This window comes from Providencia sp. PROV268, assembly GCF_028477805.1.
Classification (GTDB): domain Bacteria; phylum Pseudomonadota; class Gammaproteobacteria; order Enterobacterales; family Enterobacteriaceae; genus Providencia; species Providencia stuartii.
This window is the reverse complement of record NZ_JAMPLW010000029.1, coordinates 16112-42744: the sequence shown is the minus strand read 5'-3', so window position 1 is coordinate 42744 and position 26633 is coordinate 16112. Positions and strand designations below refer to the sequence as shown.

Genomic DNA, 26633 nt, shown 5'->3' with positions numbered 1-26633 from the left:
GGGCGCATTAAACCGTATTAGGTGGTTGGCGTCAACGAATTTTTGCTAAAAAAACGCAGTTTTTAACTGAGTGTTTTCTTTTTCAGCAAAAATTGTTGGTTTAACGCGCGATTACTGTTTTATTAACTTAACGCTCCTTTTTTACGGCATAACGCAATAGTTAAAATATCCTCTGAGAGATGCTGAGCAATTTCGACATCTTTAATATCTCTTTGAATCAGTAAACGATTCAAACAGCCCTCTAAAACTAATTCCATTTGATTTGCCACGAGCACGGGGTCTTCAATATCTAATTCATCTAATAACTCTTTGGTATATAGAAAAGAGTTATCTTTTTGTATTCGGCTTAGTTGATGGATAGGGTGCTGTGGATCAGGATAGTGATTACAGGCTGAGACAAATAAACATCCTGGGAAACGCCCTTCGCTAACACGTTGGTACAGCTGTTGGTAGCGTGCGGAAAGTTTTTGTTGGGGGCTTAACGACTCATCTAACCGTGTTTGACGTTGCCAAATTTCAATCTGTTGCCCATGATAACGCAGGCAATCGTACACTAAGGCCTCATCATCAGGCCAAAATTGGCGGATCATGTTGAAATCAGGGGCTATCTCATGGAGAAGATGCTCGATAGAGGCAGAGAGGCCTTGTTTTTCTAACTGGTTTAGAGCATGGCTTAAAATTTGTTCGCGCTGTACTGACATTGTTAGCTCCATCACAATATTGTTCTCATCTTCCCATCATAACAATGATCATTATTGATTTATAGCAGTTTGCTTTGTGAGCAATATTGTTGATGACAAAAATAGGTAAGGTGTGATCAGGGTAACTGTCAGACAATTTGCAGTATGAGAGCTATCAACATGATACGATTAAATAATTATCGTGTTTTTCATAGGTACTCATCATGAAAATTATTATAGCTCCAGATTCATTCAAAGAGAGCATGAGTGCAGAATCTGCTGCCGATGCCGTGAAACAAGGCTTCCAAGCGGTATTTCCTGATGCAACGTTTTTAAGTCTACCCATAGCAGATGGTGGGGAAGGTACGGTTGATGCGCTGATTGCCGCTGCGAGCGGAGAAAGAGTATCTGTTGAGGTATTTGATCCACTCAATAAACCTATAACAGCAGCTTATGGTTTGCTTCATCAAGGAACGACAGCAGCGATTGAAATGGCTGCTGCAAGTGGATTGATGTTAGTTCCGCCAAAAGAGCGTAACCCGATGCTAACCAGCAGTTATGGCACAGGTCAATTAATTAAAAATGCCTTAGATAAAGGCGTACAGCAGATTATTTTAGGTATTGGTGGCAGTGCAACGGTTGATGGTGGCGTTGGTATGCTGCAAGCCTTAGGGGCTGTTTTTTATGATGAGCAGCAACAACGGCTAGGCCAAGGGGGGGAAGTACTCAATAAGATCGCCAGTATTGATATTTCAGGTCTCGACCCTCGTTTAAAAGATTGTGACATTGATGTGGCGTGTGATGTGGACAACCCTCTTGTTGGTGAGCGTGGTGCCGCTACAGTATTTGGTCCTCAAAAAGGGGCAACACCTGAAATGGTTGCCATGTTAGAACGTGGGCTGAATCAACTGGCAAATGTAATAAAAAGCACAACAGGTATAGATTACCGTCACTTAGCAGGAGGTGGTGCGGCTGGAGGAATATCTGTCGCCGCAGCCGCCTTTTTGGGAGCACAACTAAAACCGGGCATCGATATTGTGATTCAAGCGGTCGATTTAGAAAAAGAGATGATGGATGCTGATTTAGTGATCGTTGGTGAAGGGAGTATGGACGGGCAAACCGCAGGGGGGAAAGCACCGATTGGTGTTGCCAAAGTGGCGGCAAAATACCATGTTCCAGTGATAGCATTAAGTGGTGTGTTAGGGAAAGGTGTGGACGCTTTACATCAAGAAGGCATTGATGCTTTCTTTAGCATATTGCCTCGCTTGTGCGCGCTCGACGAAGCATTAAATGAAGGCGCCATTAATTTACAGCAGACCGCTTATAATGTGACGAAGGTGTTAAAAATAGGGCAGAAGCTTTAATCGCGCGACGATAGGTTAATTCATCACGGATAGCTGTTTTGATGACTTAATTGCTTTTATGAGGTGAATGATAGCGGTTTATGGCTTGATGACTGCACATTCAAATCTAAACATGCCCTGCTATCTGTGCAATGGCGTATGAATAAATCTGCTAGTAGGATACGGTCTGGGTTATCCGTGCAACGCTATTTAGTTTTTTAAAAGAAAACCCGCAAAATATTGCGGGTTTTTGTATGGGTAGAATATCCAATAACTACAGGATCATACCGCCGAATAGGAAACCGAAGGTAACAGCTAAGATCACGGCAATAGTGCCCGGAATAAAGAATGGATGGTTAAAGACGAAACGGCCAATGCGTGTGGTTCCGGTATCATCCATTTGTACAGCAGCAACCAGTGTTGGGTATGTTGGTAGAATAAACAGACCAGATACTGCTGAGAATGATGCGATAGCTGTCAGTGGGCTAACATGAAGCGCGAGTGCCATAGGCATCAACGCTTTTGCTGTTGCAGCTTGTGAGTACAGTAGAGCTGAACAGAAGAAGAAGATCACGGCTAGCATCCATGAATGTTCATGGATCAGGTCACCCGCTGTTGCTTTAATCCAATCAATATTATGTTGTACGAATGTATCACCTAACCATGCAACACCTAAAATACAGATACATGCGCTCATACCGGCTTTAAAGGTACTTGAGTTAAGGATCGCGTCTGTATTGACTCGGCATAAAATAGTGATGAGGGTCGCTACACTCAGCATAATGATTAAGATAGCATTAGTGGTGTTCATCAATGGTGTTTTGACTATTTCTAAGCTTGGGCTGTTGATAATAGCGTAGACAACAACACCGACAACGCCTAGCAAGAACAAAAATACAGATGATTTTGCACCAGGTTTGATAGCTTTAACTTGGCTACCACGCAGTTCAACTAAGCCTTCTGCTAAACGTTTTTGGTAAACAGGATCATCAGACAGTTTCGAGTTAAACGTCCAAGAGATGATGAATGACATCAAAATGATAGCAAGGAAAGTGGATGGCAGCAAAATAGCGAGTAACGTAATATAGCTAACAGTGTTACCTGCACCGACCATGGCGGAGTTTTCCATTACAGAGGCCATATACACAACTGCCGCTGAGATTGGGGACGCTGTAATACCAATTTGAGCCGCAACAACCGCAGTTGAAAGTGGGCGGCAAGGTTTGACGCCTTGTTCTTTTGCCACTTCTGCAATGACGGGTAAAGTTGCTAAAGAGATATTCCCTGTACCAGCAAATAAGGTTAGGAAATAGGTCACGATTGGTGCAAGGATGGTGATGTATTTAGGATTACGACGCAGTAGTTTTTCTGTCTGATCGACTAAGTAATCAAGTCCACCTGCAATTTGCATTGCAGAAATGGCAGCGATCACAGCCATAATAATAGAGATAACGTCAAATGGTATAGTACCTGGTTTTACGCCAATAGCAGCGAGTACCAGTACACCTAGGCCACCGGCAAAGCCGATACCTATCCCACCGAGACGGGCCCCCAAAAATATGGCCAGCAGAACAATGATAAATTCTACGGCTAACATAGTGTTTACTCCTCGACAAATTTAAAATTAAAAATATGAAACTGTAGTGTTAATTTTTTGTGTGTGCATAAAACTAAAAAGGCACGCTTTCCGAAGGAGAGGCGTGCCTTGATTTTTAAGAGTTATTTATGGTTAGCATAAACGATTAGTCATCAAATCTTTTCGCTTTATAAGCTGGGTGTTTTAGGTTCTCAACAGAGAAAATATCATCCAGCTGCTCTTCGGTCAGTAGGCCGCGCTCCAGAACGACTTCACGGACACTCTTGCCTGTTTCAGCACAGATCTTACCTACGATATCACCATTATGGTGACCAATGAATGGGTTCAGGTAAGTAACAATACCGATAGAGTTAAAAACAAACGCTTCACAGATTTCTTTGTTCACTGTGATACCGTTAATGCATTTTTCAACTAAGTTACGGCACGCATTGTTCATCAGAGAAATGGATTCAAACATCGCTTGACCGATAGCTGGCTCCATTACGTTCAACTGTAGCTGACCCGCTTCAGCTGCCATTGTAACACAAACATCGTTACCGATAACTTTGAAACAAGCTTGGTTAACCACTTCAGGAATAACTGGGTTAACTTTTGCTGGCATAATTGAAGAACCTGCTTGTAATTCAGGCAGATTGATCTCTTTGAGGCCTGCACGTGGGCCAGAAGACAGTAAGCGCAAGTCATTACAAATTTTAGATAGCTTAACGGCAAGGCGTTTTAGGCCAGCGTGAACGGTGATGTATGCACCACAGTCAGATGTCGCTTCAATCAGGTCTTCTGCCGGTACACAAGGTAAGCCAGTCACTTCTGCTAATTTCTCAACAGCCAATTTTTGGTAGCCCGGCGCAGTATTCAAACCTGTACCGATTGCCGTTGCACCTAAGTTCACTTCTAACAGTAATTCAATACTACGTTTTAGGTTTTTCTCTTCTTCTTTTAAGAGCGTTGCAAAGGCATGGAATTCTTGACCAACGGTCATTGGTACAGCATCCTGCAATTGGGTGCGGCCCATTTTCAGAATGTCTTTGTATTCTTCTGCTTTTTTCTCAAAACCTTTTTTCAGGTATTCAACCGATTCAATCAGTTTCACAACGGAGTTGTATACGGCGATACGGAAACCTGTCGGATAGGCATCGTTGGTTGACTGACTTTTATTTAAGTGGTCATTAGGATTTAGGTATTCATATTCACCTTTTTTATGACCCATCAGTTCAAGACCAATGTTTGCAAGGACTTCGTTGGTATTCATGTTTAGTGATGTACCTGCACCACCTTGGAATACGTCAACAGGGAACTGGTCCATGCATTTACCGGTATCCAGTACAACATCACATGCTTTGATAATGGTATCTGCAATGTTACGTGGAATAGTGTGAAGTTCTTTGTTCGCCATTGCTGCCGCTTTTTTAACCATTACCATGCCGCGAATAAATTCGGGCACGTCGTTAATGGTGCGGTCGCTGATATAAAAGTTTTCAATCGCACGCAGAGTATGAACACCGTAATAGGCATCAGATGGGACTTCTTTCTGACCTAACAGGTCTTCTTCGATACGAGTATTGTTTGACATGAGAACCTTCTTAATTAGATTACAGTTACTGTCTATTATGCGCTTTTAAAAAATATATACCGTAAAACAAAACATTCTAGGTGTTAAACACCTGTTACTCCATTATCAGCATGATGATCTACTGATTTATGAGTAGATGATATGCGGTTCTTTAATGATTACCTTGAACCTAGATCACTATATAGTTTGATTTATGAAACAGATTTCAAAATATGTGAACATACTCACAGATGAAACCAAAAAAATTAGAAATCTCCATGAGTTGAAAAGCGTTATAGTGACCTCCATCATTATGTCTATACTATGTGAAAAAGCGAATGTTGTTGTTTGTCTCTTAGATACAGTTCACAAAGGTTTTCCAAGAGGCGAGAACTAACCTATATCCAACGAACTTCTGGGTGTGAATAGGTGGCAAACTCTCTGAGAACATGACTCGAATAGAGAGTGGTCGATACTTGAGCAATAAGAAGAACGAAGGAGATAGCTGATTGAAATAAAGGAGAACTTGTGCGCTGGTTACCACTAATATTGATATGCCTTCTCATTTATATTGAGTCTGTCATATTCGTTCGTGTTGCTTCAGAAATTGGGGTATTGGCAACACTCATACTGGTTGTGTTGACATCTTGTTTGGGAATTTCTCTGGTCAAAAATCAGGGAATGAAAAATGTTATGCAGATCCAGCAAAAAATGGCAGCAGGTGAAAGCCCCGCAGCAGAAATGATTAAAAGCGTTGCGTTGGTACTTGCTGGCTTCTTATTAATCCTGCCAGGGTTCTTTACTGACTTTATTGGTTTGCTGTTATTGTTACCTCCTGTGCAAAAATTGTTCGTCATGCGTTTGATTCCACATATCCGTTTTTCCCAAACTGGAAATGGTTTTAGTGCAGGGCGTAATAACCCATTTCAACAAGGGGATACATTTGAAGGGGAATTCCAACGTAAACAGGATGATCCATCATATAAACTCGATAAATCCGATGATTCTAACGAATCAGAAAAAGATAACCGCTATAAGTAAGAGCCCCCATTAAAATAGGGAAGGTAAAAACAAAAAAATTTTATCTTCCCCCCTTGAAGTCACTCCAATTAGCCCCAATCTGCTGAAACATGGTACTGGTTTATTTAGGCATACTGGTATCGTCCTTTTACCTAGTGTGGACTTTATTTATAGGAGAACTATTAATGAAAATTCGTCCATTGCATGACCGTGTTATCGTCAAGCGTAAAGAAGTTGAATCAAAATCTGCAGGCGGTATCGTTCTGACTGGCACTGCAGCAGGTAAATCTACGCGTGGTGAGGTCCTCGCCGTTGGTAATGGTCGCATCCTTGAAAATGGTGAAATCAAAGCGTTGGATGTGAAAGTCGGCGACATCGTTATTTTTAACGACGGTTATGGCGTGAAAGCTGAAAAAATCGACAACGAAGAAGTGCTGATCATGTCAGAAAGTGACATCCTCGCGATTGTTGAAGCGTAATTTTCACTTAGATCTTCTCAACTAACGAAAAGAATTTAAAGGAAAGAAATAATGGCAGCTAAAGACGTTAAATTTGGTAATGACGCACGCGTAAAAATGCTTCGTGGTGTGAATATTCTAGCAGATGCAGTTAAAGTAACTTTGGGCCCTAAAGGCCGTAATGTGGTTCTTGATAAATCATTTGGTTCACCAGTTATCACTAAAGATGGTGTTTCTGTTGCACGTGAAATCGAATTAGAAGATAAATTCGAGAACATGGGCGCACAGATGGTGAAAGAAGTTGCTTCTAAAGCTAACGATGCAGCGGGTGATGGTACAACAACTGCAACAGTTCTGGCGCAAGCTATTGTTACTGAAGGTCTGAAAGCCGTTGCAGCGGGTATGAACCCGATGGATCTGAAACGTGGTATTGATAAAGCAGTAGTTGCAGCTGTAGAAGAGCTGAAAGCACTGTCTGTTCCATGTTCAGACTCTAAATCTATCGCACAGGTTGGTACAATTTCTGCAAACTCTGACGAAACCGTTGGTAAGTTAATTGCAGAAGCAATGGATAAAGTCGGCAAAGAAGGCGTTATCACTGTTGAAGAAGGTACTGGTCTGGAAGACGAACTGGATGTTGTTGAAGGTATGCAGTTCGATCGTGGTTACCTGTCTCCTTATTTCATCAACAAGCCAGAAACGGGTGTTGTTGAACTGGAAAACCCATTCATCCTGTTAGTTGATAAAAAAGTATCTAACATCCGTGAACTGCTACCAGTATTAGAAGGCGTTGCTAAAGCGAGCAAACCACTTCTGATTATCGCTGAAGATGTTGAAGGCGAAGCACTTGCGACACTGGTTGTTAACACCATGCGTGGTATCGTGAAAGTTGCTGCGGTTAAAGCACCTGGTTTCGGTGATCGCCGTAAAGCAATGCTGCAAGATATCGCTATCCTGACTAACGGTACTGTTATCTCTGAAGAGATCGGTATGGAGCTTGAAAAAGCGACATTAGAAGATCTGGGTCAAGCAAAACGTATCGTTATCAACAAAGACACAACAACTATCATTGATGGTGTTGGTGAAGAGTCTGCTATCGCAGGTCGTGTTGCACAAATTCGTCAACAAATCGAAGAATCAACTTCTGATTATGACCGTGAAAAACTGCAAGAGCGCGTTGCTAAATTAGCTGGCGGTGTTGCTGTAATTAAAGTTGGTGCGGCAACTGAAGTTGAAATGAAAGAAAAACGTGCTCGCGTCGACGATGCGCTGCACGCAACTCGCGCAGCGGTTGAAGAAGGTGTTGTTGCTGGTGGTGGTACTGCACTGGTACGTGTTGCCGCTAAACTGGCTTCACTGAAAGGCGATAATGAAGAGCAAAACGTGGGTATCCGCGTTGCACTGCGTGCGATGGAAGCACCAATGCGTCAAATCGTCACTAACGCAGGTGAAGAAGCTTCTGTTGTTGTTAACAAAGTTAAAGCAGTTCAAGGCAACGAAGGCTACAACGCAGCAACTGACACTTATGGTGATATGATCGAGATGGGTATCTTGGATCCAACTAAAGTAACTCGTTCTGCATTGCAATTCGCTGCATCTATCGCTGGTCTGATGATCACAACTGAAGCGATGATTACTGAAATGCCTAAAGATGAAGGCCCTGATTTAGGTGCTGCAGGCATGGGCGGTATGGGTGGAATGGGCGGTATGATGTAAGCCAATTGGCCGCATCACGCTCACACAGTCAATAATGACTGTTAAGCCTTCTAACCGGTATTGTTGGTATTAACCGACAATACCGGTTTTTTATATGAATAAATATGTTTGAGTTGATTGATGGTAGGCCGACCGAATGTCTAAAGTGGAGAATATCGATAATCTAAAATGACGCGAAAGATTTCGATACGCTTATTTTGAGTAAAAGCCCTTGAGTTTGCTAATTGTATAATTGTGCATTTATTTTTGCGCAAAGACCGTGCGGCAGGTTATATTTGGAGTAAGGCAAAAGGTGGTTTGGTGAGTAACCAAAGGTGAAAGCGTTATAGGCTCTTTATATTTCATGTGATGTTTCGAATTATTTAGAGTATACGCGTTTTATGGTAAGCTTTGTTTGCTGACGAGGGTGGGCAAATTTTATGGTCATGCCTTTGTTGATACTTTGAACCGTTATCCATATCTCTCAATATAGATCTGGCGAATTTTGGCTGTAAATAGGCGCTCGAGTGACTATAATTTAGTAGCGCTAATGAAGATCAATTCAATGATGCCGTTAATAGCAACGGTATATTGAACAAAGAAGGGAATGAGTGGTTCTCAAACCAGCTGCAAAAACACTATGATAAATGAGGGAAAACATGCGTATTAAAGTATTGCTTGGTGCTGCTGCATTACTACTTTTAGCAGGTTGTTCGACAACAACTAATTTAACTGCGGCGGGCTCACAAGTTCGTTTTGTTGAAAACCAACCTGGAAGTGATTGCCAGCTCCTTGGTCAAGTCACAGGAACTCAAAGCAACTGGTTGAGCGGTGTCAATAGTGAATCAAGCTCTATGCGCGGCGCGGCAAATGATCTGCGTAATAAAGCAGGCGCAATGGGCGGAAATGTGATTTTTGGTGCGACTAGCCCAAGTGAAACTATCCTCTCTAGTTTTATCCCAGTTGATAGTAAAATGGTCGGCCAAGTTTATAAGTGCCCCTAAAATGAATATCTGACGCCCGATCGTATAGACGATGCGGGCGTTTTATTTCAGCACTGTCTTAGGTTTAGGTCGAGTAACGTCTTACTCGGCTCTCCGCCAATCTCCCGTGCTAATTTTGGCACCAAATAGCCAGAAACCTTCCCAAGCAATTGTTGTATTAGCAACCTAGCTTCTTGGTCGCTCACTAAGAAATGCGCAGCCCCTTGCACCTTATCTAAAACATGCAAGTAATACGGCAGGATACCCGCATCAAATAGCGCATTACTTAAATTCGCCAATGTATCTGCATCATTGTTCACCCCACGTAACAGTACGCTTTGATTGAGTAAGGTCACGCCGGCATTTTTTAATTTTTGCATCGCGGCTTTAAAGTGATCATCTATCTCATTAGCATGGTTGAGATGCGTTACCATGATCACTTGAAGACGTGAGTGGGCAAGTCGCTGACACAGGTTAGTGGTAATGCGTTCGGGGATCACTACAGGTAAACGAGAGTGGATCCTCAGCCGCTTAATGTGGGGGATCGCTTCGAGTTGCCCAATTAACCAATCCAGTTCACTGTCTTTTGCCATCAAGGGATCACCCCCTGAAAAGATGATTTCATTGAGTTCAGTGTGGTTTTTTATATAATCCACAGCTATCAACCAATTATTTTTGTTTCCCTTATTATCTTCATAAGGAAAATGTCGGCGGAAGCAGTAACGGCAGTTTACTGCACAGCCCCCTTTCACCAACATCAATGCTCGGTTGTGATATTTGTGGAGTAAACTGGGGATCGCATTATTTTGTTCATCTAATGGATCTGTAGAAAACCCCGGATAGGTATCAAATTCTGCTTTTGCAGTTAATACTTGCAATAGCAGAGGGTCTTGTGGATCGCCTTTTTTCATGCGCGAAATAAACGGCCTTGGTACACGTAATGGAAATAATTTGCGTGCGTCGTTGCCATCTTTCGATGCTTGATGGCTTTCTAGCCCCAGTATTTGAAGCAATTCATCAGGATTAGTGATTGCTTCAGCAAGTTGTTGTATCCAGACTTCTCTGGATGAGGTATTTTGAGTTACAATATCGACCATTTTTTGGCTATGCCATTTTTAGTGTATAAATTAGAGGATCTCCATGGCTACTTATAGTACCAATGAATTCCGCTCAGGTCTTAAAATCATGTTAGATGGCGAACCTTGTGCAATTCTTGATAGTGAATTCGTTAAACCGGGTAAAGGTCAAGCGTTTGCACGTGTTCGTATTCGTAAACTGATTTCTAACAAACTGTTGGAAAAAACATTTAAGTCTACTGATTCTGTCGAAGCCGCAGATGTCATGGATATGAACTTAACTTACCTTTATAACGACGGTGAGTTTTGGCATTTCATGAACAACGAAACTTTCGAACAGCTTGCAGCGGACGAAAAAGCGGTTGGTGATAACGCTAAATGGCTGATCGACCAAGCTGATTGTATCTTGACTCTGTGGAATGGCCGCCCAATCGCGGTGACTCCACCTAACTTTGTTGAGTTAGAAGTCACAGATACTGACCCAGGTCTGAAAGGTGATACAGCGGGTACTGGCGGTAAGCCAGCGACTTTAAGCACGGGTGCAGTGGTTAAAGTTCCTCTGTTCGTTCAGATTGGTGAAGTGATCAAAGTTGATACTCGTTCAGGCGAATACGTTTCACGCGTGAAATAATACCTGTTTGCTTGAAGCTAAAAAACCGTAATGTTGTAAGACATTACGGTTTTTTTTACCCAAAAAGAGAAGCTGAATTTAACAGCACTTAAACCCGCCTTTTCCACCATAGCGAGCATCTTGGCGCTCTTTAAAGAACTCTTCATATGTCATTGGTGTTTGATCTGGATGATTAAGTCGCATATGAGCAACGTAATTGTCATAATCAGGCACACCAATCATCATTTTGGCTGCTTGCCCAAGGTAACGAGCCGCATTGCCGAGTGAACCAAACATCTTAATCTCCTTACTTCGCTTCTAACTTTAGAGCGCTTGAGCGTTATTTGAAAACTCGAGCCACAAATAGGATGAGGTGGCTCGTTTTCGTTGAATCTAAGCGTATCTTGTCCATACACGATGAATTAGTGATGGCGTGTATTCGCAACAATTTCCTGATAGTTAGCTGGCATTGGTTCATATGGAACTTCATTCGCTGTTGGCTCAGAAGATTTCAATGCTTTTAATGCTGTACGGATTGAGAATATCGCGAGTAGCACGACAACGATCATAAAGAAAATTGTTAACCCAGCATCTAAACGGTTATTAAAAATCAACTGTGTTAGTTGTGACTCAGTATATTGCGATGGGATATTTCCACTATCAATCATTGCTTGGAATTTATTGGCTACAGCGAGGAAACCAACGCGCGCATCTTCACTGAATGTTTTTTCCCATCCTGCGGTCATTGTACAAATAAGCAACCACGCAGTAGGCACTAAAGCAACCCATGCGTAGCGTTGACGCTTCATTTTGAACAGGACTACTGCACAGAGCATTAAGGCCATACCTGCTAGCATTTGGTTTGCGATACCAAAAAGTGGCCAGAGTGTATTGATACCACCGAGTGGGTCAACAACACCTTGATGAAGGAAATACCCCCATGCAAGTACACATAATGCTGTTGCAATTAGGTTTGCAGGAAGTGAGTCGGTTCGTTTCAAAGAAGGTGAGATCACGCCTAATAAATCTTGTAGCATAAAGCGTGCCGCACGGGTTCCCGCATCGACAGCCGTTAAAATAAACAGCGCTTCAAACAAGATAGCGAAGTGATACCAAAACGACACATTCATTAAACCGCCGAGGGCGCCGTGTAAGATATAGGCCATGCCTACCGCCAGTGTTGGAGCTCCACCTGCTCGAGAAATAATGCTGTTTTCACCGACCTCATTGGCGATATTTGTTAGCTGCTCAGGTGTTATTTGGAAGCCCCAGCTACTGACAACTTGCGCAGCCGAAGCGACGACATCTTCAGTACCAGCAGGTGCTAACATCGCCATAGGGCTGTTCATGGCAAAATAGACACCGGGATCAATCACACAAGCGGCAACCAATGCCATAATCGCGACAAACGATTCCATTAACATGCCGCCATAGCCGATAAAGCAAGCTTGGTTCTCATTCGCAAGCATTTTGGGGGTTGTTCCTGATGAAATTAAAGCATGGAAACCAGAAACAGCACCACAAGCAATAGTAATAAATAAAAACGGGAACAGATCACCTGCCCAGACAGGGCCTGTGCCATCAATATATTTGGTCAGCGCTGGCATTTCTAAATTGGGGTTTAAAATAAGAATACCAATGGCTAACCCGATGATGGTACCAATCTTTAAAAAGGTAGAAAGGTAATCGCGAGGTGCCAGCAGTAGCCAAACAGGCAGAACTGCGGCAACAAACCCATATCCAACAAGCATCCATGTCAGTTGCACACCGGTATAGTCAAAATACGGTGCCCATGTTTCACTTTCGGCAACCCATCCACCTGAAATAATTGCAAATACAAGGAATACCAGACCAATAATAGACACTTCACCAATACGACCAGGGCGAATATAACGGGTATATATTCCCATGAATATCGCAAGAGGAATGGTAAAGGCGACTGTATAGGTGCCCCATGGGCTGTGTGTAAGGGCTTTGACGACGATCATCGCAAGCACTGCAAGGATAATCACCATAATCATAAAGCAAGCGATAAGGGCTAAGATGCCCGCAGTATTCCCCATCTCTTCTTTGACCAATTCACCCAGTGAGCGGCCATCTCGACGAGTCGACACAAAAAGCACCATAAAATCTTGAACCGCACCCGCTAATACGACCCCTGCTAGCAGCCATAACATGCCTGGCAGATACCCCATTTGAGCGGCTAATACCGGGCCTACCAGTGGTCCTGCCCCTGCAATTGCTGCAAAATGGTGACCGAAGAGAATTTTTTTATCTGTCGGAACGTAATCTAAGCCATCGTTATGACGGATAGAGGGTGTCATTCGTGTTGAATCGACTTGTAGTACCTTTTTAGCAATAAACAGTCCGTAATAACGATATGCGATTAAATAGACACAAACCGCTGCAACGACGATCCATAGCGCATTAATTTGCTCGCCTCGATTTAATGCGATATAACCGAGAGCAAAAGCGCCTAATATCGCTAGCACAATCCAAATTAATTGTTTACCCATAGCCATCCCATCCGTTTTATTATTAAGCCGTTTGCATTTTTGTATTTGCAGATTACTGACACATATAGCTAGAGTTAACGGAAAGGCAAGATAGCTAAAACGTGAAACCTAACAGTGAGTAAAAATAAATTTCATAACTGTTATTAATATCACTAAATAATAGCAGTTAACTGGATTTTATTTCGATTTCAGCTAGAGGGAAAGCGATTGATTTGTGAGAAATGCTATTTATTTTCTTTATATTGCTATTATACGCTGGTGTAGTTGGTGCATATAAAGAGCGAAATCATAGGCAGAGCTTGAAAGTCTATACCCTGCCTAGTTTGGCTTAATGGCTTCTGATCCGTTGGATGAGCTTTTTACCAAATAAGGTAATAATCAGCCCAAACATGATGAGTATCAACCCAGCAAATTGTATGCTATTTATATGCTCATCAAGGAATAATGCACTGCTGCTTAGGCCGAATACGGGCACCAACAGAGAAAAAGGAGCAACCCGCCAAGCTTCATAGCGACCTAATAGAACACCCCACAAACCATAACCCACAAAAGTAGATAGATAAGCAAGGTAAATGATGGTGCCAAATACTGACCAATTAAAATCAGATAGGCCTTGTACAATGGCCTCTTCACCTTCAAATAGCCATGAGCTTATTAAGAAAGGGATAATAGGGATGAGAGCACTCCAACTGACCAAGGAGAGTGCACTGCATTTTTCCTCTTGCTGATTGTGCATAATCATCCTATTGGTGATATTACCACATGCCCATGAAAGCCCTGCGATTAGCGTAAAAGTTAATCCTAATAATGGAATATCATCCAAGCCACCGGCTGTTGCACCTTTAGCCAATATTGTTAGCCCAACGACGGCAATTAGCATTCCTATGAAATGGGTGGCTTGTAGAGATTCTTTTAAGATGACGGCACCTAAGAGTAAGGTGAAAAAGGCTTGGGATTGTAAAATAACGGATGTGACCCCAGCGGGCATACCTACACGAATGGCACAAAAGAGGAAAGCAAATTGACCAAAGCTAATCGTTAACCCATACAAGAGTAATAATTTGAAGGGGATCTTTGGGCGTTTAAAGAAAAAAATAGCGGGAAATGCCACGAATATAAAACGCAATGCCCCTAATAATAATGGTGGAAGCGCGGTAACGCCGAGCTTAATGATCACGAAGTTAACACCCCAAATGATAACCACACACAGGGCGAGTAATATATCTTTGAAGCTCATGCTACTCTCAATGGCTGTCGTAAGTGAAGCTTTCTACTCTACCTCTGGTTGTATAATTTCGCGATAGAAATTTTAATACAGTACAAATATGTAAATTTCTATTGTTGATTGCAGCTAATTTGTTATTTTTTATTACTTGAGTTGGGGAAATCGAGGATTTATAATGGTATTTCACTTCACGTTTTCAGGACGACCTGAATATGTACTCTAAACCGTTTGAAGCGCAGTAGAGCGACAATAGAAGCATATAAACCGATACAATCGGGTTTAGTCGACAATACTGTAAGCCAAATATGGATGAGTGCACACGTTAATTAAATAATGGGGACGACCCCGGTTACATTCGGGAGAAAAGCAATGGCTTGGATCATCCTCTTATTTGCCGGTTTATTAGAAGTTGTTTGGGCCGTTGGCCTAAAATACACTCACGGTTTTACACGTCTTACTCCAAGTATTATTACAATCGTCGCGATTATTGCGAGTATGGGGTTATTAGCTTATGCAATGCGTGATTTGCCCGCAGGAACCGCTTATGCAATATGGACAGGTATTGGCGCTGTTGGTACGGCCATTGTCGGGATTATTTTCTTGGGTGAATCAGCCAATATATTCCGCTTACTTAGCCTTGGGTTAATTATTATTGGTTTAATTGGCTTAAAAGTTTCAAGCTAAAATAAATATGCTCGTCAATACGGGGGCAAATAGGCGCCCGTATTGACGGGAGATGATAAAGTTTCAATCAGTGAAAATGTACCGAAAAATATAGACTAGAGGTTTGTGTTCTTTAGTACGTTGAAGATCCCAAATTCGCCGTTATATTTCCGAATCCTGTAGAAATAATTTCCCTGAGACATTTATTCATTAGTCAACATGCTCTTTTTCGGGTTAGGTGCTAGGTGTTTTCACTTGTGTGCTCATTAACACTGTCTCTTTATCAGGAAGCTGTGCTAGGTTTACTTACTTGGGTTCTCTTTTTTTATCAATAGCTTGATTGAAGTTAATCTCTTTATTTTGATTGCGAATATGCTCTTTGATTTCAATTTCTAGAATATTGAGATCCCCTGAGCGTATTTTATCTAATAGCACTTTGTGCTCATCAATAATTTCTTCCATAGGCTTGGTAAAGGTTGATATCCCAATGATAATGGTCAACTGCTTAGAGACGTTTTCCCATAATGCGGTTAGGGTATTGTTACCGCTTAATTGGCATAATGTTCGGTGGAAATTCACGTCACAAAGCGAGAATTCATAGCTATCCGCTAATTTTGCTGCTCGCGCCATTTGCACAATACACTGGTTTAACTGTTCGATAGATTGTGGATCTAAATGCTTATTTTTGGCGATAAAGGTTTTAATAGCCTGTCGTTCTAATAGAATTCTGACTTCGATCAGTTCATCCAGCCTCTCTTCTGAAACAGGGGCCATTCGAATGCCTTTAAATGGCTCATTAATCACGATCCCTTGGCTTTCTAATACTCTTAAGGCTTCTCTAACAGGAACACGGCTGACATTCATTTTTTCTGCAATTTCTTTTTCAACAATACGATCCCCTGGCAGGATAAATCCACGGGTTGCCGCCTCAACAATTTTATCTACCACATCATCAGTGAGTGTCCTTGCTTTGATTGGCTTCCAGTAATCTTCTTGCGAGGTGATTTTCTGCGATTGTTGCCCTTTTCCAACTGTCATGATGTTTAGCCTATTAAATTTGTTACTAATCAAAGAATTAATTGGTAGTTGATTGCGCCTTTAATGCATCAAAATTATCACATTGGCCAGCAATAAACCAATAAAAAACCCACTATTGCGATATTTTTTCGAGGGGGAGATAAACCCAGAATGGATCACATATTCAACAATTGAATATTGTATACAATCTTACAATGTTGTTAAATGCTTCAAATTCAGTTAAGCAAGAGAAGGAAAAGACATGAACAACATGCTTGAAGATATAAAAATTACTGAAATTGTTGCCGTGCCTTTATTTGGGGAGAGCCCAAAAGGGGGATGGTCCAATGAAATCAAACCAGAAGATTCGATCCACGCCATTATTGCGGTGCACACTGATGCTGGCATCACGGGGTACGGCAGCGTATTCACTGATGGTCGCTTAGTTGAAGCCGCCATCCCTGTACTAGCATCTTTATGTATTGGTGAAAGTGCATTACAGCCAGAAAGAGTGTCTGAAAAACTTAGACAAAATACATTTTGGATGGGGCGCGGGGGAACGTTAACACATACGATTAGCGGCATTGATATTGCATTGTGGGACATTTTAGGTAAAGCAACAGGACTCCCCGTAAGTACGTTACTTGGCGGTAATTATCGTTCCAAAGTACAGCCGTATTGCTCTTTACTCATGGAAGAACCAGAGACGATGTTCAACGTGATCTCTGATTATAAAAAGCTTGGCTTTAAAGCATTTAAAATTGGTTGGGGCCCATTTGGACGTAACAATGATGCCAAATTAGATAGAGCAATTGTTGAGGCAGCAAGGGATGCGGCAGGTTACGAATCACACTTGTTAGTTGATGCGGGCGCAAGTGATGCATATTGGCCAAATGGCTTGAAATGGGCAATCCAAACATCGCATATGTTAGCGGAATATCAAGTTGGTTGGTTTGAAGAAGCGTTACGTCCGGATGACCTTGAGGACTTTAAAGTGCTGCGTAAAGAAAGCCCAGTGCCGATTGCGGGTGGTGAAGTGTTAACCCGTCGTCAATCTTTCTTACCATGGCTCTCTCAGGGGGCATTCGATATTGTTCAACCTGACGTGACGAAAGTGGGCGGCATTTCAGAGCAACGTCGAATCGCATGGCTGGCTGATGAGTTTGGTGTTAAGTATGTTGGACACGGTTGGAATACCGCAATGGGGCTGGCGGCCGACTTACAAATGGCAGCAGCCTTCCCACAAGTGGATTTTGTCGAGTTTATCGGTGGTAGCCAATATATTGATGGCATTGTTAAAACACCATTTAAAGTGGATGAGCAAGGGTATTTAACGATCCCAAAATTACCGGGGCTTGGTATTGAGCTAGACATCGATAAATTAGCGAAATTCACAGTTAATCCAGAACGTTTGTTTAAGTAACTTCATATACATAAGCCAGATAGTGACAACACTATCTGGTTTCCTCTCCTTATTAAAAGGTATGGTTACGATGAAAAATAAGAACAAAGGTACAAAAATAAGGTTTTCGATAGCGATATTAATGACGCTTGCGATTGTTATTAATTACTTAGATAGAACTGTTATGTCTGCAGCAGCACCGACTATCTCAGAAGAACTGCAAATTTCGCCAGAGATGATGGGATGGATAATGTCGGCGTTTTTCTTGAGTTATGCATTATGCCAAATACCAGCGGGTTTTATTGCGGATAAATATGGTCAAAGAAAAACGTTGGCAGGGTCTGTGTTGTGGTGGTCATTAGCAACGGCTGCCACAGCATTAGCCAAAACACCACTGAGTTTTATTTCCACGCGAATTCTAATGGGAATGGGGGAAGCGGGGGCATATCCATGTAATAGTGGTATTGCGGCAAAATGGTTTCCAGATCGTGAACGCGGCAGAATAACGGCATTATTTGATAGTGGCTCTAAGTTTGGAACAGCGTTCGCAATGCCATTAGTGGTGTGGATCATTGCAAAATGGGGCTGGGAATCAGCATTTATTATTTGCGGCGCATTAGGGGTTCTCTGGGTTTTTGCATGGTTAAAGGTATATCACGATCCTGAACAACACCCAAAAATTAGTGCTGAAGAACTTGCTTATATTCGTGATGGGCAAATTAAAAAAGATGGTATTGATAATATCCAGCCGATGAAGTGGTATCAGTTGATCCGTTATCGCAATGTACAAGCTATGTGTATCGGCTTCTTTATGTTGGACTACGCCATTTATTTCTTTATTACTTGGTTCCCTGCTTATTTAATGATGGAACGAGGCATGAGTTTAGAAGAAATGGGATTTGCTGCCATGTTACCACCACTATGTGGGATCGCAGGTCAATGGCTGGGTGGTTGGACGACAGATTATCTGTATATTAAATATAATAATATCAACCTTGCTCGTAAATTACCGATTGTGGGCGGCATGCTGATTGCAACCAGTATCGCATTCTCGGGGTTAGTTGAATCTGTTACTTTAATGATGTTTTTACTGTGCTTATCTTATGCGGCACTCGCATTTGCAGCCTCAGCAATATGGTCTTTACCAGGAGATGTTGCACCACGAAATATGACGTCGGTCTTAGGTGGAATGCAAAGCGCTGTTTCTAACTGTGGCGGTATTTTAGGACCTATTGTGACTGGATATATTATTGCAGCAACCGGTTCGTTTATTTGGGCATTAATTGTATCTGGTATTGCTTGTGCAATAGGGGCATTGGTTTATTTAGTGATGTTAAGAAATATTAAGCCGATTACGCCTGATAATGAATCGTTAGAAAAATCAAATTAAACAGCTATATTATTTAAAGTTAAGGTCATAATGTTTATTTTCGATAAGGAAATAGAGGCAAAAAACATTGCCTCAGGTACGCGACGTAAGTTGTTCCCTGGCAGTGAAAATATGATGATAGCAAGATTATCTTTCACAGCCGGTACATCAGGTGACTTACACGCTCATCCACATGAACAAATGAGTTATATACTCAAAGGGAAATTTAGATATCAAGTGGGGCATGTGACTAAAGAAGTTGGAGAAGGCGATGTTGTTTATATTCCTTCAAATGAGAAACATCGCTGTGAATGTTTATCTAATGGTGAAATTTTAGATATATTCGTACCAATGAGAAAAGACTTTTTAGATAATTAAATCATTTTGCTAAATGATTAAAAATCTATTGATAAAATAGAGGGGATCTCAATGTCTAAAATTGGGATCCCCTCTCTATTTTTTAATAATTAAAATTGACCCATTAATTACATGATAAAAAACACAACCAGTAATAATCAAAGCAGTTTTATCATTGAGGGAAATACACTAACGTGATATCTCAGATATGTTATTTTTCTTCTTTATTGATTTTTCGCTGATTCAAGACAACAAGTCAAACATAAAAAAGTAAGCATAAAAATGGGGATAATCATAAACGGTGAATAAGGTGAATATTGTCTGGTAATCTTGCCGATAATAGATGTAGCAATTAACTTAACAGGAATGCGGCACCTTATTAATTAAATCTCTCAGTAGGTTGAGAAGGCTGTTACATCTGTTATCAATGAGACTCTGTAACAGGGAGCAAAAGAATAGGATGATGCTCTTATTTATTGGGCCATTTCCCGAGAATTGGTGAGAAAAATAATAGCCCAAGATGTTGAGTGCCAATAGGACACCCTAGTGTTGGGTTAAGCCGTTGCGTCGAACATATTGATTTACGCAATAGTGGATAATACAGGTATCGCCAAATCTAGTTTGGATAGCACCATGTAGGGTAATCATTCATGCCATAACAGATTTATTGAAATCGCTAGTTTTGATAAAGAAACGGTCATTACAGTAGCCAGAGAGCGGCTTAATAACGTGGAAATAGAAAGGGAGATGAGAGGCAGTATAATGAAAAATCCCTCATAGCGGTGAGGCATATGAGGGATCAGTAAAGCTGTTATAGAGCAATGACACCAATAATAGCGATCACGCTAATAATCGCCGCACCACCATAAAATACCCATTTTGATGCTGGGACATGCACTTTAAAGTCGTGCAGTGTGTGGTGAATACGGTGCATAGCACACCATACTGGTAGAATTATCATGAGCAGTAAGAAAATACGCCCGATAAAACTTTGGCAGAATGCGACAATACGCTCATAGCTTAGCATTTCAGGTGCAACACCTAATGGGATTAATATTCCCAAGAGAATGATGATAGCAGGTCCAACAATGGCACTCCACATACCACCGGCACCAAATAATCCCCAGAAAACCGGTTCATCGGAACGTTTAGGCGTTAGATTCATCAGATCCTCCGTTGATTAAAATAGCAGTGCGATCGCTAAAATCGCTGCCGTAACTAAGATCGTTAATGCCCAAAAACCTTTAACAATTGGCTCTTGTGACATTTTCTTATCACCAACGATAATACTGACGGCTTTTGGAGCTAGATTAAACCATGTTGTGGTATGAAGGAGCGTCGCAGCCAGTGTAATAATGTTGATAATAATGACGATTGGATTACTTAAAAATCCAACAAAGCTTGCCCAAGATTCTGGACCACCTTTTAATGCGAATACGCCGAATAACACTAAAAGGCTAAACCATAGCTGAAGAACGGAGGTACTTTCACGTACGATGTAAAAGCGGTAGAAACCTAACTTTTGCCACCAGTCGCCCTTCATTTCCCTTACATAGGGTTTACGTTTTGTAGTCATGACTTCAATTCTCCTTATCGTGGCTTCAGCATGGCGATAATAAAGTCTTGCGCGCTGGCTGCTTTCGCTTGCTGGATTGCAGCTGCTGGGTCAACATGCTTAGGACAGACTTCAGAGCAGTAGCCTACAAATGTACAGCTCCAGACACCATTATCACCGTTCAATAATGGCATGCGTTCTTTTGCTCCGTGGTCACGGTTATCTAAGTTGTAGCGCTCAGCCAAGGTAATTGCAGCAGGACCAACAAATTCAGGATTCAGGCCGAATTGTGGGCAAGCGGCATAGCACAAGCCACAGTTAATGCATCCAGAGAACTGATGGTATTTTGCCATCTGTGCCGGAGTCTGCTTATTCGGACCTTCTGAAGGCTTACGATCGTTACCAATGATATAAGGCTTGATAGCTTCTAAGCGCTCAATAAAGTGAGTCATATCAACCACCAGATCACGCTCGATCGGGAAGTTGCCTAGCGGTTCTACCTTCAACCCTTCAGGGTAGTCACGTAGGAAAGTTTTGCACGCTAGTTTGGGAACATTATCAACCATCATGCCGCAAGAACCACAAATCGCCATACGGCAAGACCAGCGATAAGACAGATCAGGCGCAAGGTTATCTTTGATATAACCTAAAGCATCCAGCAATGAGGTTTGCTCATCATAAGGGACATCATATGCCACTAAATGGGGCTCATTATCCGTTTCAGGATTGTAGCGCATGATCTCCATTTTTAAGTGTTTCATATCATCCATTAGCTTGCTCCTTGTTTGCCTTCTCTTGAGCTTCAGCTTCTGCACCATAAACACGTTTTGCTGGCTGAGATTTAGTAATCTTCACATCACTGTATTCAAGACGAGGTGCGCCTTCTGGGTTATAGAATGCCAATGTGTGTTTTAAGAAATTCACATCATCACGTTCAGTGCAGCCTTCGTCGAGACGTTGGTGTGCACCACGAGACTCTTTTCGATTGAGTGCGGAGTGTGCCATACATTCGGCAACATCTAAGCCAAATCCAAGCTCAATGGTATACAACAGATCGGTATTGAAAACGCTGCTATGGTCGGTAATTTCAACGTGTTTAAAGCGCTCTTTCAACTCTGCAATCTTATCAATGGTTTTTTGCATTAATTCAGGGGTACGGTAAATACCGCAGCCTTCTTCCATTGACATACCCATTTCATCACGGATTTTCGCCCAACTTTCTTTACCTTTTTGGTTGAGAAGTTTGTTCAGATTATCTTCGATATCACGAGTACGTGCTTCAATAGCATTTGCATTCGCTGGGGTTGCTTCTGCTGCATGTTTTGCGGCTTGCTCACCCGCTAAGCGACCGAATACAACAAGCTCAGCTAATGAGTTAGAGCCTAAACGGTTTGCACCGTGGAGACCGACAGAAGAACATTCGCCAACAGCAAATAAGCCTTTGATGCGAGTTTCACAGTTTTGATCTGTTTCGATCCCCCCCATCGTATAGTGAGCGGTCGGACGAACAGGAATTGGATCAGTGACTGGGTCAACACCGACATAAGCTTTTGCTAGTTCGCAAATGAAAGGTAGGCGTTCATGTAGTTTTTCTGCACCAAGATGACGTAAATCTAGATAGACAACATCACCACGATGGGTACTAATTGTGCGGCCAGCACGCCATTCATGCCAGAACGCTTGTGAAACTTTGTCACGAGGACCGAGTTCCATATATTTGTTTTCAGGTTTACCGAGTGGCGTTTCGGGGCCCATTCCGTAATCCTGTAGATAGCGATAGCCATCTTTATTGACAAGAATACCGCCTTCGCCGCGGCAACCTTCTGTCATTAAGATACCAGAACCAGGTAGGCCAGTTGGGTGATATTGAACAAACTCCATATCACGCAGTGGTACGCCATGTCGGAAAGCCATGCCCATACCATCACCAGTTACAATACCACCATTAGTATTATAGCGGTAAACACGTCCAGCACCGCCAGTTGCCATGACGATAGAATTGGCACGGATTTGAACCTTTGTGCCTTCCATCATGTTGAGTGCGACAAGACCGCGAACTTGGCCTTCATCGACGATGATATCTAGGACAAAATGTTCGTCAAAGCGTTGAATTTGAGGATATTTTAATGAGGTTTGGAAGAGGGTATGGAGCATATGGAAGCCAGTTTTATCGGCTGCAAACCATGTACGTTCAATTTTCATACCGCCAAAACGACGGACGTTAACTGAACCATCTGGTTTACGGCTCCATGGACAGCCCCATAGTTCCAGTTGAGTCATTTCTGTTGGGCAGTGTTCGACGAAATATTCGACGACATCTTGCTCACACAGCCAGTCTCCACCAGCAACCGTATCATTAAAATGATAGTCATAGGAGTCATGGGCCTGAGTTACTGCGGCTGATCCCCCCTCGGCAGCCACGGTATGGCTACGCATAGGGTAAACTTTTGAGATCAGAGCAATCTTGATGTTGGGATTTGCTTCTGCGGCAGCAATCGCTGCACGTAAGCCTGCGCCCCCGGCCCCGATAATCGCTAGATCGGCATTGAAGGTTTGCACTGCGCTTCTCCATTGTTCAAGTGTAAATTGATAAATTCTTTTAAATACTTTTGATACTTAGCTATCTGCTTGTCAGTGCCACGTAATGTGATACTGCAAAAACTCTCTTTTTTAATAGTAAATAATATAATAGCTAATAATGACTTATCATGCTTTGAATTATAGCGAATAGTCCTCATGATAAATTTGATATAGAGGGGGGTTTTAGGTGATTTAGCCTATAAAGTGTGATCTATGCCAAGTTTTTATTAATTGTTTTTTCATACGTGGCATTTTAAGTATGGTGATGAGTAAAAAAAACATAAATTCAAATGATTACCATCATCTTTAGCAAAATGGATGGAGGGGAAATCTATTTGTACGATTGGGAATCGACTGGCTTAAAGAGAATAATAACAAAAATGTTGTTAGCTTGTATTTTTTGTCCTAAAGATTTACACAAAAATTAAATACAGTATGTTTGTGCTGTTATTTCTGACGTTTCCTTTCACGAAATAATAACCTATTTGTTTATTAATAATGAATGTCATTTATAACATCAGGTTAACATCATATTAGAAATAATCATGATTGCTTTCTCAAGTTGACTTAAGGATTAATGGTATAAAAACGTTTTTTTGCTTAATCGATTGAAGCCGAGGATAATCACGCATTATTTCGCTCACCTTGCTATATTTTTGTTTGTCTACAGCGATTATTACGGCAGCTTATACATCAATTACATTTGATTAGTGCGAATGGATTGTTTGTCAGGCAAGAGGTGAGTAAACTGCACGACTGTGTTTATTTTGGAGTTATATTAATGAGTGAAGTAGCGGACTGGCAGCCAAGCGCACCCATCGCTAACCTACTACAGCGAGCAAAAATCATCGCTGAAATTAGACGTTTTTTTACAGAGCGCTGTGTGCTTGAGGTTGAAACTCCTGCCATGAGTCAGGCGACCATCACAGATATTCACCTTGTACCTTTTAATACCCGCTTTGTGGGGCCCGGTGCAGCACAAGGGATCGATCTCTATTTGATGACCAGCCCCGAATACCACATGAAACGTTTATTGGCAGCGGGCAGTGGACCAATCTACCAACTCTGTCGTAGTTTTCGTAATGAGGAAGCAGGGAGACACCACAACCCTGAGTTCACGATGCTTGAATGGTATCGTCCACATTATGATATGTACCGTTTAATTAATGAAGTGGATGACTTGCTTCAACAGGTGCTGGATTGTGAAAGTGCTGAATTACTTTCTTATCAACAAGCCTTTTTACGTCATTTAGATATCGACCCTCTCTCGGCAGAAAAAAGCGAGTTAAAAGAAGTCGCTGCTCGGTTGGATTTGAGTAATGTCGCTGAGCACGAAGAAGATAAAGATACACTGTTGCAACTGTTATTTACGATGGGCGTAGAGCCTCATATCGGTAAAGAAAAACCAGTTGTGGTGTATCATTTTCCTGCAACTCAAGCATCTTTAGCAGAAATTAGTACTGAAGATCATCGTGTTGCGGAACGTTTTGAAGTTTATTTTAAAGGTATGGAATTGGCGAATGGCTTTCGTGAATTAACCGACGCGAAAGAGCAACGCCAGCGTTTTGAGCAAGATAACCGTCGACGTGCAGCCTTGGGGTTGCCTGTTCATCCAATTGATGAGCATTTGCTTGCTGCGCTAACCCATGGCTTACCTGAGTGCTCTGGTGTGGCTCTTGGCGTCGATCGTTTGATTATGATAGCGTTAAAGGCTGAAAAGATCAGTGATGTGATTGCTTTCCCTGTCACAATTGCTTAACAGTGTAGATTGCAGCCAAAGGGCTGCAATCTGCTTTTTAGTGATTATGGATGCTGTTTCTGTTTTTGGAGAAACTGTACACCTAAGTCAGGGAAATCAGTGAATGCACCATCTACGTCAGCTTGATTGTAGATAATATCAAAGAGTTGTTGTCCATCCTTAGCGTATTTTGGCAATTTATCGACCCGGATAGTATAAGGGTGTACCGCCATATTATTGGCATGGGCATCTTTTACCATACCCGTTAGCTTAATATTGTTAGGTGTTGAATCTTCACTAACCAACATATGGTAGTCAGGACCAATACCATCTGCATATTTAGCGACTTCCTTCATTGAGCCGGGTTTAAACATCCAATCATAACTATAGTTAACCCAAGTTCCATCTGGTTTCTGTTCTTGTGTTTCGTTCCAGTCAGTGTAGGCAATCAGCTGGATAAGTTTTAAATTCATCCCCATTTCAGGCATTAAGGTGTTCTTAATACGCTTGAGTTCATTTGCATCAAAGCATTGCAGGTAAACATTCGAGTTTTTATCGGTATAACCATACTGTTTTAAGACTTCGAGTGTTTTTTTCGTAATATCTTTGCCTTCTTGCTGGTGGAACCAAGGGGCTTTAATTTCAGGGTAGATACCAATATTTTTCCCTGTCGATTTATTCAGACCTTGAACAAATTCGATTTCTTCTTGGAAGGTATGGATCCGAAAATCAGATTTGCCCATGGGGAAGCGGTTAGGATAGCTCTGAACCTTCTTGCCATCGACAATATTAAACCCTTCAGTGAACTTTAATGATTTGATTTCATCAAGAGTAAAGTCGATAGCATAATAGCGGCCGTCTTGACGTGCTCGATTAGGAAAACGCTCAGCGACGTCTGTCACGCGATCAAGGTAATGGTCATGAAGTACCACTAACTCATTGTCTTTAGTCATGACTAAATCTTGTTCAAGAAAGTCAGCGCCTTGCGCATAAGCCATCGCTTTTGCTGGTAATGTATGTTCTGGTAGATAACCACTGGCACCACGGTGTGCGATCACGACTTTCTCGGCGGCTTGTGCCACCGCTGAAGCTGACATCACTAAAACCATACTTGCCACCAATGTTTTTAATGGGAAGTGCATGATTGTATCTCCTTGTCACTTTTTTGGTAAAAAAAGGGCTATATCGTTTTTTGATATA

24 protein-coding genes are annotated in these 26633 nt (G+C 41.9%); 11 read left to right on the top strand and 13 right to left on the bottom strand.

What is annotated here, in order from left to right; all coding sequences use genetic code 11:
* Positions 1-122: 122 nt before the first annotated feature.
* The gene (locus PR699_RS17945; RefSeq protein ID WP_014657506.1) at positions 123-701 is read right to left on the bottom strand and encodes a transcriptional regulator; all 579 of its coding nucleotides are present in this window, start codon (positions 699-701) and stop codon (positions 123-125) included.
* Positions 702-904: 203 nt separating this feature from the next.
* On the opposite strand from PR699_RS17945, the gene PR699_RS17940 reads away from it, so the two are divergent.
* Positions 905-2044, top strand: a complete 1140-nt coding sequence (locus PR699_RS17940; protein ID WP_272577872.1) for a glycerate kinase — start codon at positions 905-907, stop codon at positions 2042-2044.
* A 253-nt stretch (positions 2045-2297) separates the two neighbouring features.
* Here PR699_RS17940 and PR699_RS17935 read toward each other — a convergent pair whose 3' ends face one another.
* Positions 2298-3620, bottom strand: coding sequence for an anaerobic C4-dicarboxylate transporter (locus PR699_RS17935; protein ID WP_004925858.1), 1323 nt, complete (start codon positions 3618-3620; stop codon positions 2298-2300).
* Between the two features lie 145 nt (positions 3621-3765).
* Positions 3766-5190: an aspartate ammonia-lyase gene (aspA, locus tag PR699_RS17930; protein WP_004925857.1), complete on the bottom strand. Its 1425-nt coding sequence runs from the start codon at positions 5188-5190 to the stop codon at positions 3766-3768.
* Between the two features lie 507 nt (positions 5191-5697).
* Between aspA and PR699_RS17925 the strand changes: the two genes are divergently transcribed.
* The 4 genes from PR699_RS17925 to PR699_RS17910 all read left to right on the top strand — a co-directional run bounded on the left by PR699_RS17925 (position 5698) and on the right by PR699_RS17910 (position 9346).
* Positions 5698-6210, top strand: coding sequence for an FxsA family protein (locus PR699_RS17925; protein WP_004925855.1), 513 nt, complete (start codon positions 5698-5700; stop codon positions 6208-6210).
* A 164-nt stretch (positions 6211-6374) separates the two neighbouring features.
* Positions 6375-6668 carry a co-chaperone GroES gene (locus PR699_RS17920; protein WP_008914587.1) on the top strand — a complete coding sequence of 98 codons (294 nt, stop codon included), beginning with the start codon at positions 6375-6377 and terminating at the stop codon, positions 6666-6668.
* Between the two features lie 51 nt (positions 6669-6719).
* A complete protein-coding gene (gene groL / locus PR699_RS17915; protein WP_004925846.1) occupies positions 6720-8363 on the top strand; it encodes a chaperonin GroEL in 1644 nt (547 codons plus the stop codon).
* A gap of 638 nt (positions 8364-9001) precedes the next feature.
* Positions 9002-9346 (top strand): DUF4156 domain-containing protein, encoded by a 345-nt coding sequence (locus tag PR699_RS17910; RefSeq protein ID WP_014657509.1) that lies wholly within the window; start codon positions 9002-9004, stop codon positions 9344-9346.
* A gap of 47 nt (positions 9347-9393) precedes the next feature.
* On the opposite strand, the gene epmB is transcribed toward PR699_RS17910, so the two are convergent.
* Positions 9394-10422 (bottom strand): EF-P beta-lysylation protein EpmB, encoded by a 1029-nt coding sequence (epmB, locus tag PR699_RS17905; protein WP_004925842.1) that lies wholly within the window; start codon positions 10420-10422, stop codon positions 9394-9396.
* Between the two features lie 43 nt (positions 10423-10465).
* Here epmB and efp point away from each other — a divergent pair, with 43 nt between their 5' ends.
* Positions 10466-11032: an elongation factor P gene (efp, locus tag PR699_RS17900; protein ID WP_004925840.1), complete on the top strand. Its 567-nt coding sequence runs from the start codon at positions 10466-10468 to the stop codon at positions 11030-11032.
* Between the two features lie 78 nt (positions 11033-11110).
* On the opposite strand, the gene PR699_RS17895 is transcribed toward efp, so the two are convergent.
* The 3 genes from PR699_RS17895 to PR699_RS17885 form a co-directional block, all read right to left on the bottom strand.
* Positions 11111-11308, bottom strand: coding sequence for a YbdD/YjiX family protein (locus PR699_RS17895; RefSeq protein ID WP_004925837.1), 198 nt, complete (start codon positions 11306-11308; stop codon positions 11111-11113).
* Between the two features lie 125 nt (positions 11309-11433).
* The gene (gene cstA, locus PR699_RS17890; protein ID WP_014657510.1) at positions 11434-13527 is read right to left on the bottom strand and encodes a pyruvate/proton symporter CstA; all 2094 of its coding nucleotides are present in this window, start codon (positions 13525-13527) and stop codon (positions 11434-11436) included.
* Positions 13528-13855: 328 nt separating this feature from the next.
* On the bottom strand, positions 13856-14764 hold the full coding sequence (locus PR699_RS17885) for an EamA family transporter (protein WP_014657511.1): 909 nt from the start codon (positions 14762-14764) through the stop codon (positions 13856-13858).
* A 357-nt stretch (positions 14765-15121) separates the two neighbouring features.
* Between PR699_RS17885 and sugE the strand changes: the two genes are divergently transcribed.
* The gene (gene sugE / locus PR699_RS17880) at positions 15122-15436 is read left to right on the top strand and encodes a quaternary ammonium compound efflux SMR transporter SugE (RefSeq protein WP_014657512.1); all 315 of its coding nucleotides are present in this window, start codon (positions 15122-15124) and stop codon (positions 15434-15436) included.
* A gap of 285 nt (positions 15437-15721) precedes the next feature.
* Here the strand turns inward: sugE and PR699_RS17875 are convergent, their stop codons facing one another.
* The gene (locus PR699_RS17875) at positions 15722-16453 is read right to left on the bottom strand and encodes a GntR family transcriptional regulator (protein ID WP_004925825.1); all 732 of its coding nucleotides are present in this window, start codon (positions 16451-16453) and stop codon (positions 15722-15724) included.
* Between the two features lie 241 nt (positions 16454-16694).
* Between PR699_RS17875 and PR699_RS17870 the strand changes: the two genes are divergently transcribed.
* The 3 genes from PR699_RS17870 (at position 16695) to PR699_RS17860 (ending at position 19581) form a co-directional block, all read left to right on the top strand.
* The gene (locus tag PR699_RS17870; RefSeq protein WP_004925816.1) at positions 16695-17855 is read left to right on the top strand and encodes a mandelate racemase/muconate lactonizing enzyme family protein; all 1161 of its coding nucleotides are present in this window, start codon (positions 16695-16697) and stop codon (positions 17853-17855) included.
* A 70-nt stretch (positions 17856-17925) separates the two neighbouring features.
* Positions 17926-19224, top strand: coding sequence for an MFS transporter (locus PR699_RS17865; protein ID WP_014657513.1), 1299 nt, complete (start codon positions 17926-17928; stop codon positions 19222-19224).
* 30 nt (positions 19225-19254) lie between these two features.
* Positions 19255-19581, top strand: a complete 327-nt coding sequence (locus tag PR699_RS17860) for a cupin domain-containing protein (RefSeq protein WP_014657514.1) — start codon at positions 19255-19257, stop codon at positions 19579-19581.
* A 790-nt stretch (positions 19582-20371) separates the two neighbouring features.
* On the opposite strand, the gene frdD is transcribed toward PR699_RS17860, so the two are convergent.
* Genes frdD through frdA form a run of 4 tightly spaced genes read right to left on the bottom strand, consistent with a single transcriptional unit; the run spans position 20372 to position 23674 of the window.
* Entirely contained in the window at positions 20372-20725 is a 354-nt protein-coding gene (gene frdD / locus PR699_RS17855) for a fumarate reductase subunit FrdD (RefSeq protein WP_004925804.1), read from the bottom strand.
* Positions 20726-20740: 15 nt separating this feature from the next.
* Positions 20741-21136: a fumarate reductase subunit FrdC gene (gene frdC, locus PR699_RS17850; RefSeq protein WP_004925800.1), complete on the bottom strand. Its 396-nt coding sequence runs from the start codon at positions 21134-21136 to the stop codon at positions 20741-20743.
* A 14-nt stretch (positions 21137-21150) separates the two neighbouring features.
* Positions 21151-21885: a succinate dehydrogenase/fumarate reductase iron-sulfur subunit gene (locus PR699_RS17845; RefSeq protein WP_014657515.1), complete on the bottom strand. Its 735-nt coding sequence runs from the start codon at positions 21883-21885 to the stop codon at positions 21151-21153.
* The gene (gene frdA, locus PR699_RS17840; RefSeq protein ID WP_004925792.1) at positions 21878-23674 is read right to left on the bottom strand and encodes a fumarate reductase (quinol) flavoprotein subunit; all 1797 of its coding nucleotides are present in this window, start codon (positions 23672-23674) and stop codon (positions 21878-21880) included. The genes PR699_RS17845 and frdA overlap by 8 nt, the downstream gene beginning before the upstream one ends.
* 802 nt (positions 23675-24476) lie before the next feature.
* Here frdA and epmA point away from each other — a divergent pair.
* Entirely contained in the window at positions 24477-25454 is a 978-nt protein-coding gene (gene epmA / locus PR699_RS17835) for an elongation factor P--(R)-beta-lysine ligase (RefSeq protein ID WP_004925785.1), read from the top strand.
* A gap of 44 nt (positions 25455-25498) precedes the next feature.
* Here the strand turns inward: epmA and glpQ are convergent, their stop codons facing one another.
* Complete coding sequence (gene glpQ, locus PR699_RS17830; protein ID WP_014657516.1) at positions 25499-26575, bottom strand: glycerophosphodiester phosphodiesterase; 1077 nt, start codon at positions 26573-26575, stop codon at positions 25499-25501.
* Positions 26576-26633 lie beyond the last annotated feature (58 nt).